General features: G+C 77.1%; 13 protein-coding genes. 1 reads left to right on the forward strand and 12 read right to left on the reverse strand.

The window, feature by feature from the left end; all coding sequences use genetic code 11:
- Window positions 1-12: 12 nt before the first annotated feature.
- On the forward strand, window positions 13-813 hold the full coding sequence (locus JOD57_RS06680; protein ID WP_204691168.1) for an endonuclease/exonuclease/phosphatase family protein: 801 nt from the start codon (window positions 13-15) through the stop codon (window positions 811-813).
- Between the two features lie 62 nt (window positions 814-875).
- Here JOD57_RS06680 and smc read toward each other — a convergent pair whose 3' ends face one another.
- From smc to JOD57_RS06740, 12 genes are all read right to left on the reverse strand, one after another.
- The gene (gene smc / locus JOD57_RS06685) at window positions 876-4,448 is read right to left on the reverse strand and encodes a chromosome segregation protein SMC (RefSeq protein WP_204691169.1); all 3,573 of its coding nucleotides are present in this window, start codon (window positions 4,446-4,448) and stop codon (window positions 876-878) included.
- A 61-nt stretch (window positions 4,449-4,509) separates the two neighbouring features.
- Window positions 4,510-4,713 (reverse strand): hypothetical protein, encoded by a 204-nt coding sequence (locus JOD57_RS06690; protein ID WP_204691170.1) that lies wholly within the window; start codon window positions 4,711-4,713, stop codon window positions 4,510-4,512.
- A gap of 145 nt (window positions 4,714-4,858) precedes the next feature.
- Window positions 4,859-5,131: an acylphosphatase gene (locus JOD57_RS06695; protein WP_307824519.1), complete on the reverse strand. Its 273-nt coding sequence runs from the start codon at window positions 5,129-5,131 to the stop codon at window positions 4,859-4,861.
- Window positions 5,128-6,003, reverse strand: a complete 876-nt coding sequence (gene mutM, locus JOD57_RS06700; RefSeq protein ID WP_204691171.1) for a bifunctional DNA-formamidopyrimidine glycosylase/DNA-(apurinic or apyrimidinic site) lyase — start codon at window positions 6,001-6,003, stop codon at window positions 5,128-5,130. Before mutM ends, JOD57_RS06695 begins: the two co-directional genes overlap by 4 nt.
- Before the next feature lie 2 nt (window positions 6,004-6,005).
- Window positions 6,006-6,764 (reverse strand): ribonuclease III, encoded by a 759-nt coding sequence (gene rnc / locus JOD57_RS06705; protein WP_307824520.1) that lies wholly within the window; start codon window positions 6,762-6,764, stop codon window positions 6,006-6,008.
- Window positions 6,765-6,775: 11 nt separating this feature from the next.
- Window positions 6,776-6,955, reverse strand: a complete 180-nt coding sequence (gene rpmF, locus JOD57_RS06710; protein ID WP_075014296.1) for a 50S ribosomal protein L32 — start codon at window positions 6,953-6,955, stop codon at window positions 6,776-6,778.
- 2 nt (window positions 6,956-6,957) lie between these two features.
- The gene (locus tag JOD57_RS06715; RefSeq protein ID WP_204691172.1) at window positions 6,958-7,578 is read right to left on the reverse strand and encodes a YceD family protein; all 621 of its coding nucleotides are present in this window, start codon (window positions 7,576-7,578) and stop codon (window positions 6,958-6,960) included.
- Window positions 7,579-7,825: 247 nt separating this feature from the next.
- Window positions 7,826-8,515 carry an SPFH domain-containing protein gene (locus tag JOD57_RS06720; RefSeq protein ID WP_204691173.1) on the reverse strand — a complete coding sequence of 230 codons (690 nt, stop codon included), beginning with the start codon at window positions 8,513-8,515 and terminating at the stop codon, window positions 7,826-7,828.
- Complete coding sequence (gene coaD, locus JOD57_RS06725; protein WP_204691174.1) at window positions 8,512-9,042, reverse strand: pantetheine-phosphate adenylyltransferase; 531 nt, start codon at window positions 9,040-9,042, stop codon at window positions 8,512-8,514. The genes JOD57_RS06720 and coaD overlap by 4 nt, the downstream gene beginning before the upstream one ends.
- Entirely contained in the window at window positions 9,039-9,593 is a 555-nt protein-coding gene (gene rsmD / locus JOD57_RS06730; RefSeq protein ID WP_204691175.1) for a 16S rRNA (guanine(966)-N(2))-methyltransferase RsmD, read from the reverse strand. Before rsmD ends, coaD begins: the two co-directional genes overlap by 4 nt.
- Before the next feature lie 13 nt (window positions 9,594-9,606).
- Window positions 9,607-11,805 carry an ATP-dependent DNA helicase RecG gene (recG, locus tag JOD57_RS06735; protein ID WP_204691176.1) on the reverse strand — a complete coding sequence of 733 codons (2,199 nt, stop codon included), beginning with the start codon at window positions 11,803-11,805 and terminating at the stop codon, window positions 9,607-9,609.
- 1 nt (window position 11,806) lies between these two features.
- Window positions 11,807-13,408 carry a DAK2 domain-containing protein gene (locus JOD57_RS06740; protein WP_204691177.1) on the reverse strand — a complete coding sequence of 534 codons (1,602 nt, stop codon included), beginning with the start codon at window positions 13,406-13,408 and terminating at the stop codon, window positions 11,807-11,809.
- Window positions 13,409-13,414: the final 6 nt, after the last annotated feature.

A 13,414-nucleotide genomic window follows, 5' to 3' on the forward strand; every position in this document is an offset into this window, starting at 1 on the left:
AGGCTCGCGGGCGTGACCAAGCCAGCGCCCGGACCCGACCAGCCGCCCATCCCGGTCCGCCTGGTCACCTTCAACACCCACCACGGCGTGGGCGACGACCGCCGGCACGACCTCGCGCGGCTGGCGAAGGTGCTCGCGGCCGCCGACGCCGACGTCATCTGCCTGCAGGAGGTCGACAGCCACTTCGGCGACCGCAGCGAGGACGTCGACCAGGCGGTGCTGCTGTCGCGGGCGCTGGACATGCAGCTGGCGTGGGGCCCGGCGATCGACGAGCCGCGGCCAGGCGAGGCGCCCCGCCGTCAGTACGGGAACGCGCTGCTGTCGCGGCTGCCGATCCTGGTCAGCGACGTCCACCGGCTGCCCGGTGGTGGCGAGCCGCGCAGCGCGCTGCGGACGCTGGTCGAGCTCGACGGCGGCGCGCTGTGGGTGACCACCACCCACCTGTCCACGCGGTCGGCTGCCGAGCGCGCCGAGCAGGCCGTCCTGCTGCGCGACCTGTTCACCGAGCCGATGGCGACCGGCGTCGTCGTCGGCGACCTCAACGCCGGGCCCGACGCCCCCGAGCTGGCGCCGCTGCGCGAGTCCTTCGCCGACGCGTGGGCGCTGGCCACCGAGCGGGACGACCAGGCCCGGTGGCGGTTCTGGCAGCGCGAGGAGGGCCTGACCCACCCGGCGCGCGCGCCGCACGTGCGGATCGACCAGGTGTGGGTGACGCCCGGCATCGAGGTGGCCGGCGCGCGGGTGCTCGACGGCGGCGGCGCCTCGGACCACCTCCCGCTCGCCGTCGACCTGCTCGTCCCCTCCGGTGTGTAGCGGAAGGACCCTCCTGCCCCCCACCGCTCGCAGGCTCGCGGCGGGCCCCTGCAGGAGGGCCGTCAGACGGGCGCAGCGTCGGGTTCGCGCAGGCGCTGGCTGATGACGCCGGTGATGCCGTCGCCGCGCATGCTCACGCCGTAGAGCGCGTCGGCGATCTCCATCGTCCGCTTCTGGTGGGTGATGACGATCAGCTGCGACGTCGACCGCAGCTGCTCGACGAGGGTGAGCAGCCGGCCGAGGTTGACGTCGTCGAGGGCGGCCTCGACCTCGTCGAGCACGTAGAACGGCGACGGGCGGGCGCGGAAGATCGCCACGAGCAGGGCGACGGCGGTCAGCGAGCGCTCGCCGCCGGACAGCAGGGAGAGCCGCTTGACCTTCTTGCCGGGCGGGCGGGCCTCGATCTCCACGCCGGTGGTGAGCATGTCCTCGGGGTCGGTGAGCACCAGCCGCCCCTGACCGCCGGGGAACAGCGTGGCGAACACACCCTCGAACTCCCGGGCGACGTCGGCGAACGCGGCGGCGAAGACGTCGTGGATGCGCCCGTCGACCTCCCGGACGACGGTGAGCAGGTCGCGCCGGGTGGCCCTGAGGTCCTCGAGCTGGGTGGCGAGGAACGTGTGCCGCTCCTCCAGCGCCGCGAACTCCTCCAGCGCCAGCGGGTTGACCTTGCCGAGGGTGGTCAGGTCGCGCTCGGCCCGGGCGGCGCGGCGCTCCTGGACGGCGCGGTCGTAGGGCACCGGCTCCGGCTCGGGCTCCCCCGCGGCCTCGGCGGCGGCCACCTGCGCCGGCGTCGGCGGCACCGGCGCGGCCGGCCCGTACTCGGCGACCAGCGTGGGCAGGTCGACGCCGAACTCCTCGGCGGCCCGCTCCTCCAGTGCCTCGATGCGCAGCCGCTGCTCGGCGCGGGCCACCTCGTCGCGGTGCACCTCGTCGGTGAGCCGCTCGAGCTCCGCCGTCGCCGTGCGGACCCGCGTGCGGACCTCGAGCAGCTCGGCCTCGCGGGCGGTGCGCTGCCGGGCCAGCTCGTCCCGCTCGGCGGCGGCCCGGGCCAGCGAGGTGACCAGCGCGGCGAGCGCCTCCTCGGCGCCGGCCCGCACGCGCGCGGCGACCTCGGCCCCGCGGCGGCGGGCCAGCCGGGCGGCGGCGGCGCGCTCGCGGGCGGCCCGCTCCTGACGGGCCTGGCGGCGCAGCGCGTCGGCGCGGCCGGACAGCGCGCGGGCGCGCTCCTCGGCGGTGCGCACGGCCAGCCGCGCCTCGGTCTCGGCCTGCCGGGCGGCGGTGACCTCCAGCCGGAGCCGGTCGCGCTGCTCGGGCGAGGGCTCCTCCTCCAGCGGGGCCGCCTCGGCCTCGGCCAGCCGCGCCTCCAGCTCGGCCAGCGCGGACGCCGACTCCTCCAGCGCCCGCTCGGCCCGCCGCTGCGCGACCGCGGAGCGCTCCGCCTCGGCAGCCGCCGACCGGGCCGCGGCACCGAGCTCGGCGAGCTCCGCGGCCAGCGTCGAGCGGCTGCGGTCGGCGGCCTGCCGGGCGGCCAGCGCGGCGTCGACGTCGGCGGAGCGGGCGCGGGCGGTCTCGCGGGCGGCGGCCAGCCGGTCGGCCAGGTCGGCGGCGCGCTCGGCGGCGGCGGCCAGCTCGCGCCCCGCCTCGTCGACGCGGGCGCGCACCTCCAGGTTCGACGGGGTGTTCGCCGAGCCGCCGGTGGCCCAGTCGGCGCCCACGAGGTCGCCGTCGGCGGTCACCGCCCGCACGCGGGGGTGGGTGACCACCAGCGCCCCGGCCGCCTCCAGGCTCGGGACGACGGCGACGCGGTCGAGCGCGCGGTCCAGCGCCGGCCGCAGCTCCTCGGGCGCCTCGACGAGGTCGCGCGCCCACCGCAGGCCCTCGGGCAGCGCCGGCCAGCCCTCCCGCGGCAGCGAGGGCGGCCCGCCGGTGACCAGCAGCCCGGCCCGCCCGGCGTCGGCCTCGCGCAGGTGCGCCAGCGCGGCCGCGGCCCCGGCCACCCCGGTGACGACGACGGCCTCGGCCAGCCCGCCGAGCGCCGCGGCCAGCGGCACCTCGGCGCCGGTTGCGACGGTGATCCGCTCGGCGACCGGTCCCCGCACGGCCGCCAGCCCGGCCGAGAGGACCGCGGCGGCGCCGTCGGCCGGGGCCAGCCCGAGCGCGAGCGCGTCGCGGCGGGCCGCCCAGGAGGCGCGGTCGCGCTCGGCGGCCCGCTCGGCGTCGGCCAGCTCGGTGACCGCGCGGGCCGCGGCGGTGTGCGCGGTGACCGCGTCGGTGTGCGCGGCGACCAGCGTGGCGTCCTCGTCGTCGGCGTCGGCGACCGTGGCGCGGCGCTCGGCCAGTCGGGCCTGCGTGGCGTCGGCCCGCTCGGTGGCCTCGGCGCCGGCCTGCGCCAGCCGCTCGACCTCGGCGGTCCCGGCGGCGGCGCGCGACCGCGCGGCGGCGACCCTGCCCGACAGGCGGGCCAGTCCCTCGCGGCGGTCGGCCAGCGCGCGGGTGGCGGCCACCCAGGCGCGCTCCTCGGCGGCCAGGGTCTCCTCCAGCCCCGCGCGGGCGGTGACGGCGGTGGCCAGCCGGCCGCGCTCGGCCTCCAGCCCGGAGGCCAGCTCGGCCTCGGTGGCCGCGACCCGGTCGGCCTCGGCCTCGAGCTGGTCGGGGTCGCGGCCGCCGGTCGCCGCGGGGCCGGCGGCGATGAGGTGGCGGTGCCGCTCGGCGGCCAGCTGGGCGACGCCGCGGAAGCGCTCGCCGAGCGAGGAGAGCCGGTACCAGGTGTCCTGGGCGGTGCCCAGGCGCGGGGCGTCGGCGGCCAGTGCGGCCTCCAGCTCGCTCTCCCGGCGCGCCACCCCGGCCAGCTCGGCCTCGACGACGGCCCGGCGCGCGCGGGCGGCGGTCTCGTCGGCGACGTCCCTGTCCAGGGCGTCGCGCAGGCCGACGAGGTCGTCGGCGAGCAGCCGCAGACGGGCGTCGCGCAGGTCGGCCTGGACGCCGGCCGCCCGCCGGGCGACCTCGGCCTGGCGGCCCAGCGGCTTGAGCTGGCGGCGCAGCTCCGCGGTGAGGTCGGCCAGCCGGTCGAGGTTGGCCTGCATCGCGTCGAGCTTGCGGAGCGCCTTCTCCTTGCGCTTGCGGTGCTTGAGGACGCCCGCGGCCTCCTCGACGAAGGCGCGGCGGTCCTCAGGGCGGCCGGAGAGGACGGCGTCGAGCTGGCCCTGGCCGACGATGACGTGCATCTCCCGGCCGATGCCGGCGTCGCTGAGCAGCTCCTGGACGTCGAGCAGCCGCACCTTGTCGCCGTTGATCTCGTACTCGCTCTCGCCGGAGCGGTACATGCGGCGGGTGACCGAGACCTCGGTGTAGTCGATCGGCAGGGCGCCGTCGGTGTTGTCGATCGTGAGCGTCACCTCGGCCCGGCCGAGCGCGGCGCGGCCGGCGGTGCCGGCGAAGATGACGTCCTCCATCTTGCCGCCGCGCAGGCTCTTGGCGCCCTGCTCGCCCAGGACCCAGGCGATGGCATCGACGACGTTGGACTTGCCCGAGCCGTTCGGGCCGACGACGGCGGTGATGCCGGGCTCGAGGCGCAGCGTCGTCGGGGACGCGAAGGACTTGAAGCCCTTGAGCGTCAGGCTGGAGAGGTGCACGGGCGGCCCCCTGCAGGGCCCACCACGAGCCTGCGAGTGGCGGGGAGCAGGGGGTCCTTCCTCAGGCCAGCGCGGGCTCGGCGTTGTCGCCGGCGAGGCTGAGCAGCTCGGAGGCTATGGCGGCGTCGCGGGCCGCGTCGCGCTGGGTGCGCAGCTGCTCGAGCTCGCGCTCCAGCCGGCGCACCCGGGCCCGCAGCACCGCGTTCTCCTCGAGTACGCGGAGCTCCGCGCCCGACACGACGGAACCGAACAGGGCCTTGGCCATGGCGAAACGGCCTCTCACAGCTCGAGGGGTGCCCAGCGCCCCAGACGTGGTCGGCGCGGGCTCGGTGCCTCAAGGGTGACACCCACCGACACGCAGGTCAACGGCAGGACGGGACACCCGCCGTGTCGGGGGGATGTCGTCTTCGTCACGCGGTGGTGAAGCCCGATCCCCCCTGCACCGGGCGCTCCTCGTGCACCACGCCGGTGACCGAGCCGGGCGCGCGACGGCCGTCGAGCGCGGCGACGACGGCGCGGACGTCGTCCTCCGGGCCCTCCAGCTCCACCTCGACGCGGCCGTCGGGCAGGTTGCGCGCCCACCCCGACAGGCCCGCGGTGTCGGCCAGGCCGCGCACGAACCAGCGGTAGCCGACGCCCTGCACCACGCCGGAGACGAGGGCGTGCACCCGCACGGTGCTCACCGGCGGGCCCGGGGGCGGGGCTGACAGCGCGGGCAGCTGTAGCTCGACCGGTTCATGAAGGACTCCCGGACGATCGCCGTGCCGCAGCGCGGGCAGGGTCGGTCGACCTGGCCGTAGACGGCCAGGAAGCGCGAGAAGTAGCCGCTCTGCCCGTTGACGTCCACGTAGAGGGAGTCGAAGGAGGTGCCGCCCTGCGCCAGCGCCTCACCGAGGACGCTGCGGACGCCGTCGAGCAGGCCGGCGACCTGGGCGCGGGTGAGCCGGTCGGTGGGCCGGGTGCCGTGCAGCCGCGCCCGCCACAGCGACTCGTCGGCGTAGATGTTGCCGACGCCGCCGACGAGCGTCTGGTCGAGCAGGGCGCGCTTGACCTCGGTGCGCCGCCGGCGCAGCGCGGCGCTGAAGCCGGCCTCGTCGAAGGAGGGGTCGAGCGGGTCGACGGCGATGTGCGCCAGCCGGGGTGGGATGTCGTCCCCGCCGGGGGCGTCCTCCACGACCAGGCCGCCGAAGGTGCGCTGGTCGACGAAGCGCAGCTCGCGGCCGCCGTCGGTGAAGGTGAACCGGGCCCGCAGGTGGGTCTCGTCGGGCTGCGCGGGCTTCTCCACCAGCAGCTGGCCGCTCATGCCCAGGTGCGCGACGAGCGCCCGGCCGGTCGGGCTGCCGTCCGCCTCGGCCACGGGCAGCCACAGGTACTTGCCGCGGCGGTGGGCGGCGGTGAGGGTGCGGCCGGTCAGCGCGGCGGTGAAGTCGTCGGCGCCCTCGAGGTGCCGGCGGACCGCGCGCGGGTGGTGCACCTCGACGGCGGCCACGGTGCGCCCGGCGACCCAGCGCTCCAGGCCGCGCCGCACCACCTCGACCTCGGGCAGCTCTGGCACGGTCAGCTCCCGGCCGAGATCGCCAGCCAGGCGGCCTCGGCGGCCTCCTGCTCGGCGGCCTTCTTGGTGCGGCCGGTGCCGCGACCGCGGACGACGTCGGCGAGCGACACCGCGGCGGTGAACGTCTTGGCGTGCGGCGGACCCTCGTCGGAGACGTCGTAGACCGGCGCACCGAGGCCGCGGGCGGCCCCGAGCTCCTGCAGGCTGGTCTTCCAGTCCAGGCCCGCGCCCCGCGTGGCCGCCTCGCGCAGCAGCGGGTCGAACAGGCGGTGCACCAGGGCGCTGGCGACGTCGAGGCCCAGGCCCAGGTGCACCGCGCCGATCAGCGCCTCGAGCGCGTCGGCGAGGATCGAGTCCTTCTCGCGCCCGCCGGTGGTCTCCTCGCCGCGGCCCAGCAGCAGGTGCGGGCCCAGCCCGCCGGCCCCGAGCCGCCGGGCGACCCCGGCCAGGGAGGTCATGTTGACCACCGAGGCGCGCAGCTTGGCCAGCCGGCCCTCGGGCAGGTCGGGCTGGCTGCGGTAGAGCTCGTCGGTGACGACCAGGCCGAGCACCGAGTCGCCCAGGAACTCCAGGCGCTCGTTGGTCGGCAGGCCGCCGTGCTCGTAGGCGTAGGAGCGGTGGGTCAGCGCCAGGGCCAGCAGGCCGCCGGGCAGCTCGACGCCCAGGGCGTCGAGCAGCCAGGCGGCCGCGCGGTCGGCGTGCGCCTGACCCGCGGGCGCGCCGTCCGGCACGACCGGGGTGCGGGAGACGGCGCTGCCCACGTCCGGCCGGGTCAGACCGAGAGGACCTGGCGGCCGGCGTGCTGGCCGCAGTTCGGGCAGGCCTGGTGCGGCGGCTTGAGCTGACCGCAGGCACGGTTCGGGCAGGGGGTGAGCGTGGGGGCGCTCGCCTTCCACTGCGACCGGCGGGCGCGGGTGTTGGCGCGGGACATCTTCCGCTTCGGGACGGCCACGGTCAGTTCTCCTCAGGGTCGTCCGGACGGTCGGTGACCGCTCCGGTGGTGGCGAAGCCGGCGAGCCCGGCCCAGCGGGGGTCGAGCAGCTCGTGCGAGTGGTCGGCCGGCAGGTCGTCGAGGCGCTGTCCGCAGCCCGAGCACAGGCCCGCGCAGTCCTCGGTGCAGGTGGGCGAGAGCGGTAGGGCCAGGACCACGGTGTCGCGGACCATCGGCTCCAGGTCGATCCGCTCGCCCTCGACGAGGCGGACCTCGTCCTCCTCGCTGGTGGCCTCGGTGGTGCTGCCCGGGTAGGCGTAGAGCTCCTGGACGTCGAGCCCGAGGGTGTCCCGGACCGGGTCGAGGCACCGGGCGCACTGGCCCTCGACCGGGACCTCGACGTCCCCGGAGACCAGCACGCCCTCCATCACCGACTCCAGCCGCAGCCGCAGGTGCACCGGCGCCCCCTCGGGGACGCCGATCAGCTCGAGCCGCCAGTCCGGGGGCGCGGGCACGGTGCGGTCGAGCTCCTGCATCGAGCCGGCCCGGCGGCCGAGCTCGCGCAGTTCGACGGCCCAGGGGTTGACGGTGGGACGCCGGGCGTCCGTGGACGCGGCGCCTGAGCGGTGCGGTGCGGCAGGCATGTCAGTACTCGCGGTCGTCAGTGGGGGGATCCGGCCCGGGGAGGTCACCGGTGGACCAGCACCCGAGACTACCCGATCCCCCGACGACGCCGTCCGCCGCAGCGGGAGTCCCCGCAGGTGCCCACGGGAGGACGCGATGACCAGGGTCCCTGATCGTGCGGTGTCCTCCCCGACCGTGCGGTGTCCTCCCCGACCGTGGGACGTCGGGGAGGACGCGCGACGATCAGGTCACCTGATCGTCGCGGGCTCAGGAGTCGCGCAGCGTCGAGCGGGCCTTCTCCACCGAGCGCAGCATCCGCTCCAGGGTGGTGCCGAAGTCGGCCAGCCGGGTGTCGACGTACTCGTCGACCTCGGCGCGCATCCGGTTGACCTCGGCCACCGTCTGGGCGCCGAGCTCGTCGGAGCGGCTGACCGCGCCGCGGTAGACCTCGGTCTCGGTGACCAGCCGGTCGTGCTCGGCCTGGGCGGCGGCGAGGATCTCGGCCTGCTGGGCCCGGGCGTCGGCGAGCAGCGCCTCGTGGTGGGCCTGCGCCTCCCCGAGCAGCCGGTCGGCCTCGGCCTCGGCCTGGGCGAGCAGCTCCTCGGCCTCGGCCTGCGCCTGGGTGAGCAGTTCGTCACGCTGCCGCCGGGCGGTGCCGATGACCTCCTCGCGCTGACGGCGCGCGGCGGCCACCAGCCGGTCGGCCTCCTCGCGGGTGCGGCCGGTCAGCTGCTCGGCCTCGGCCTGGGCCTGCTCGAGGATCTCGGTGCGCTGCTCGACGATCGCGCCGGCGGCGTGCACCTCCTCGGGGAGGTTCTCCCGCAGGTCGTCGAGCAGGTCGAGCAGGTGGTCGCGCGGGACCATGCACGAGCCCGACATCGGCACGCTGCGGGCGCTCTCGATGACCCGGCTGAGCTCGTCGACGACCTCGTAGAGCCGGTAGACGACCTCCGTCACGGTCGGCCGCCGTCCTGCTGCGCCGCGTCCGGCTGCGCGGCGTCCTGTGTCGCTGCCTCCTGCTGCGCCAGGAGCCGGTCGAGCACGCCCTTGGGCACCAGCCGCGACACGTCGCCGCCGAAGGTGGCGATCTGCTTGACCAGGCTCGAGGACAGGTGCCCGACCTGCGGCGCCGTGGGCACGAACAGCGTCTCGACGCCGGCCAGCTCCCGGTTCATCTGCGCCATCTGCAGCTCGTACTCGAAGTCCCCGACGGCGCGCAGGCCCTTGACCACCACCGGGATGTCGTGGCTGAGGCAGTAGTCGACCAGCAGTCCGCTGAAGCTGTCGACGACGACGTTCGGCAGCTCGGCCACCGCCTCGCGCAGCAGTTCCATGCGCTCGTCGACGGTGAACAGGCCGGCCTTCCCGGGGTTGACCAGCACGGCCACGACCAGCTCGTCGTACAGCGCGGCGGCGCGGTTGATGACGTCCACGTGGCCGTTGGTGACCGGGTCGAACGACCCGGGACAGACCGCTCGCCTCACGGGAACCGACCGTACCGGAGCAGGGCCTCCCCGTAGCGCCGGTCGCGGATCCCCTCCAGGGGTGTCGGCCACTCCTCCGGCTCCCCGCGCGCCGGCCGCTCCACGACGACCACGGCCCCGGGCGCCAGCCACTCCCCCGCCACCAGCGCGGACAGGACGTGGCGCACCTCGCCGGCGGACGTCGAGTACGGCGGGTCGGCGAGCACCAGGTCGAAGCGCGCCGGCGGCGGGCCGGACACGACGGCGCGCACGGGACCGGCCACGACGCGGGCCCCGGGCAGGCCGACCGTGGCGACGTTGCCGCGCAGCACCGGCAGCACCCGCGGGCCGTTCTCCACGAACACCGCCGCGTCGGCACCGCGCGAGAGCGCCTCCAGGCCCAGCGCGCCGGAGCCCGCGTAGAGGTCGAGCACGGTGGCGCCGTCGAGGTCGAGCAGGCTGCCCAGGCTGTTGAACAACCCCTCGCGGGCGCGGTCGCCGGTGGGCCGGACGCCGCTCGGCGGCACCTTCAGCCGCCGTCCCCGGGCGACGCCGGAGATCAGCCTCGTCACCCGCCCGCCTCCCTCAGGCCTTCTCGAGGTAGGTCGCGCGCTCGTCGGTGGCCAGCGCGGCGACCTCGGCGGCCAGGCCCGGGTGGTCGGCCAGGCCGCGGTCGGTGGCCAGCAGCGCGGTGGCCTCCGCGCGGGCGGCGGCGATGAGCTCCTCGTCCTCCAGCAGGGACAGCAGCTTCACCGTCGAGCGCCGGCCGGACTGGGCGGCGCCGAGGACGTCGCCCTCGCGGCGGGTCTCGAGGTCCAGGCGGGCGAGCTCGAAGCCGTCGGAGGTGCCCGCGACGGCGGCCAGCCGGTGACCGGTCGCCGTCGTCTCCCGGGCCTCGGTGACCAGCAGGCACAGCCCCCGGTGCCTCCCCCGGGCGACCCGGCCGCGCAGCTGGTGCAGCTGGCTGACGCCGAAGCGGTCGGCGTCCATGACCACCATCACCGTGGCGTTGGGCACGTCGACGCCGACCTCGACGACCGTGGTGGCCACCAGGACCTGGGTCTCCCCGGCGGCGAAGGCGCGCATGCGGGCCTCCTTGTCCTCGGGCGTCAGCCGCCCGTGCAGGACGTCGATGCGCAGGCCGGCCAGCGGCCCCTCGCGCAGCCCCTCGGCGACGTCGAGGACGGCCAGCGGCGGGCGGCGGTCGCCGTTCCCGCCGGCGTCGTCGTCCGGGGCGCCGTCGGCGTCCTCGGGGGCGTCGGTCTCGGCGCTGCCGGTGTCGTCGTCGCCGATGCGCGGGCAGACGACGTAGGCCTGCCGGCCGGCGGCGACCTCCTCGCGCAGCCGCTCCCACGCCCGGTCGAGCCACGCCGGCTTGTCGCTGACCGGCACCACCGAGCTGGCCACGCCGCCGCGGCCGCTGGGCAGCTGCCGCAGGACGGAGGTCTCCAGGTCGCCGTAGACGGTCATCGCGACGGTGCGCGGGATCGGCGTGGCGGTCATGACGAGCACGTGCGGCGGCCGGTTGCCCTTGGCCCGCAGGGCGTCGCGCTGCTCGACGCCGAAGCGGTGCTGCTCGTCGACGACGACCAGGCCGAGGTCGGCGAAGTCGACGCCCTCCTGGAGCAGCGCGTGGGTGCCGACGACGATGCCGGCGCTGCCGTCGGCGACCGCCGCGCGGGCGGTGCGGCGGGCGGCGGCCTTGAGCGAGCCGGTGAGCAGCACGACCTCCGTGCCCGCGGGGTCGCCGTCGAGCTCGCCGGCGCGGGCGAGCGGGCCGAGCATGCCGGCGATGCTGCGCGCGTGCTGGGCGGCCAGGACCTCGGTGGGGGCCAGCAGCGCGGCCTGGCCGCCGGCGTCGACGACCTGGGCCATGGCGCGCAGCGCGACGACGGTCTTGCCCGAGCCGACCTCGCCCTGCAGGAGGCGGTGCATGGGCCGGTCGCTGTCGAGCTCGGCGGCCAGCTCCTCCCCCACCTCGCGCTGACCCTCGGTGAGGGTGAAGGGCAGCGCGGCGTCGACGGCGTCGAGCAGGCCGCCGGGTCGGCGCGGGCGGGCGGTGCCGGGCTCCAGGGAGGCGGCGCGGCGGCGAGCGGCGAGGACGAGCTGCAGGGTGATCGCCTCGTCCCACTTGAGCCGGTCCTCGGCCCGCTCGACGTCGGCTTGCGAGGTGGGCCGGTGGACGTCGAGCAGCGCCGCCGGGAGGCTGAGCAGGCCGTGGCGGGCGCGCAGGTCCTCGGGCAGCGGGTCGTCGACGAAGCCGAAACCGCCGGCGGCGTCGAGCAGCAGCTTGACCGACTTCTGCACCACCCAGCTGGAGACGTCCTTGCTGGCCGGGTAGATCGGGATGAGCGCGCGCGCCCAGTCCTCGTCGTCGTCACCGCTGATGAGGTGGAAGTCGGGGTGGGCGAACTGCTTGCTCCGCCGGTACTCCCCGACCGTCCCGGCGAACAGCCCCCAGGCGCCCTCGCGGAGCTGGCCGTGCTTCCGGTTGAAGAAGACCAGCTGCATCTCCCCCGCGCCGTCGCCGACGGTGACCTCGGTGAGGGAGCCGGGCCGGTTGCGCATCCTCCGCGTGGTGACCCGGCGGACCTGGGCGAGCACGGTGACGCGGTCGCCGACCTGCAGGTCGTCGAGCCTGGTCATCTCGCCGCGCCGGGCGTAGCGGCGCGGGTAGTGGCGCAGCAGGTCGCGGACGGTGCGCAGGTCGAGGGAGTCGGCCATCGCCCGGGCGGTCTTGGCGCCGAGGACGCGGGAGAGGTCGGTGTCGAGGGTGACCGCCACGTCACTCCACCCCTGCCTGGAGCGGGATCGCCGCCCCGGAGTCGTAGCGGACGACCTCGACCGTCCGGTGGGCGGTGGCCAGGTGCGCGCAGACGGCGTCGCCGAGCGCGGCGTCGGCGCCGACGAGGAGGGTGGCCATCTCCCCGCCGGCCGACAGCAGCCGGTCGAGCAGGTCGCAGGCGACGACGGCGAGGTCGGCGCCCACCACCACGACGTCGCCCTCGGCCGAGCCGAGCACGTTGCCGGGGCGGCACGGGCCGGCGCTGGTGAGGGCCTCCTGCTCGGCGACGGTCACCTCGGCCCAGCGGGTGGCGGCCGCGGCCTCGGCCATGCCGACGACGTCGTCGCCGAAGCGGCGGGCGGGGTCGGCGACGGCGACGGCGGCCAGGCCCTGCACCGGGGAGCGGGTCGGCACGACGGCGACGTCGCGGCCGAGGTCGCGGGCGCGGTCGGCGGCCCGGGACGCCGCGGGGGTCAGCGTGGGGTCGTTGGGGAGCAGGACGACCTCGGCGGCGGCGGAGGCCACCACCTCGGCGAGCACCTCGTCCTCGGTGACACCGCCGGGCCCGCAGGTGACCACCCGGACGCCCTCGCCGGTGAACAGCTCCGCCAGGCCGTCGCCGGGGACGATCGCCACGACGGCGCGGCGGCCGGGCACCGGGGCGGCGGGGAGGACCGGCGCCAGCGGGGTGACGGTGATGCCGTGCGGGCGGCCGGCCTCGATGCCGGCCTCGATGGCGCCGCCGACGTCGCTGGTGTGCACGTGCACGTTCCACTGCCGGCCGGCCGGGGTGTCGACGCCGACGACGACCAGGCTGTCGCCGAGGGCGGCCAGCCGGGTCTGCAGCCGGGCGACGGCGGCCTCGCCGGAGTCGGCCAGCAGGTACTGCACCTCGCTGCCCGGGCCGGGCGGGGGCTGGTGCGGGGTGTGCCCGGGGTCGCTGCGCCGGGCCGGGCGGGTGCGCAGCGCCGGGCGCGCGGGCTCCACGCCGGTGACCGTGGTGACCAGCGCGTCGAGGACCAGGCACAGGCCGGCGCCCCCCGCGTCGACCACCCCGGCGTCGCGGAGGACGTCGAGCTGCGCGGGGGTGGCCTCCAGCGCGGCCCGCGCACCGTCGGCCGCGGCCACGACGACGTCGGCGAGCGCGGTGCGGCCCGCGGCGACGGCGGCCCCGGCCGCCTCGGCGCCCGCCCGCGCGACGGTGAGGAAGGTGCCCTCCTCGGGGTCGGCGACGGCGGTGTAGGCGCCGTCGGCGGCCTTCTGCAGCGCGGCGGCGAGCACCGGGCCGTCGGCGGGCGGCTCGCCGGCCAGGTGGTCGGACAGGCCGCGCAGCAGCTGGGCGAGGATCGTGCCGCTGTTGCCGCGGGCGCCGAGGACCGCGCCCCGGGCGAGCACCGCCCAGGCCGGCTCGCTCCCGCCGGCACCGGCGTCGTCGAGGGCCGCCACGGCGGCCTGCGCGGTGAGCAGCAGGTTGGTGCCGGTGTCACCGTCGGGCACGGGGAAGACGTTGAGCTCGTCGAGCGCGTCCCGGCCGGCGGACAGCGCCGTGACCGCGGCCCGGCACCACCGGCCGACCGCGGCGTCGTCGAGCGCCTCCAGCACGGCCGG

It is taken from the genome of Geodermatophilus bullaregiensis (assembly GCF_016907675.1).
Lineage (GTDB): Bacteria > Actinomycetota > Actinomycetes > Mycobacteriales > Geodermatophilaceae > Geodermatophilus > Geodermatophilus bullaregiensis.

What these genes read in the sequence shown, in the direction of transcription:
- JOD57_RS06690 (WP_204691170.1), bottom strand. Translation starts at nt 4,713, where the DNA reads ATGGCCAAGGCCCTGTTCGGTTCCGTCGTGTCGGGCGCGGAGCTCCGC.
- JOD57_RS06715 (WP_204691172.1), bottom strand. Translation starts at nt 7,578, where the DNA reads ATGCCTGCCGCACCGCACCGCTCAGGCGCCGCGTCCACGGACGCCCGG.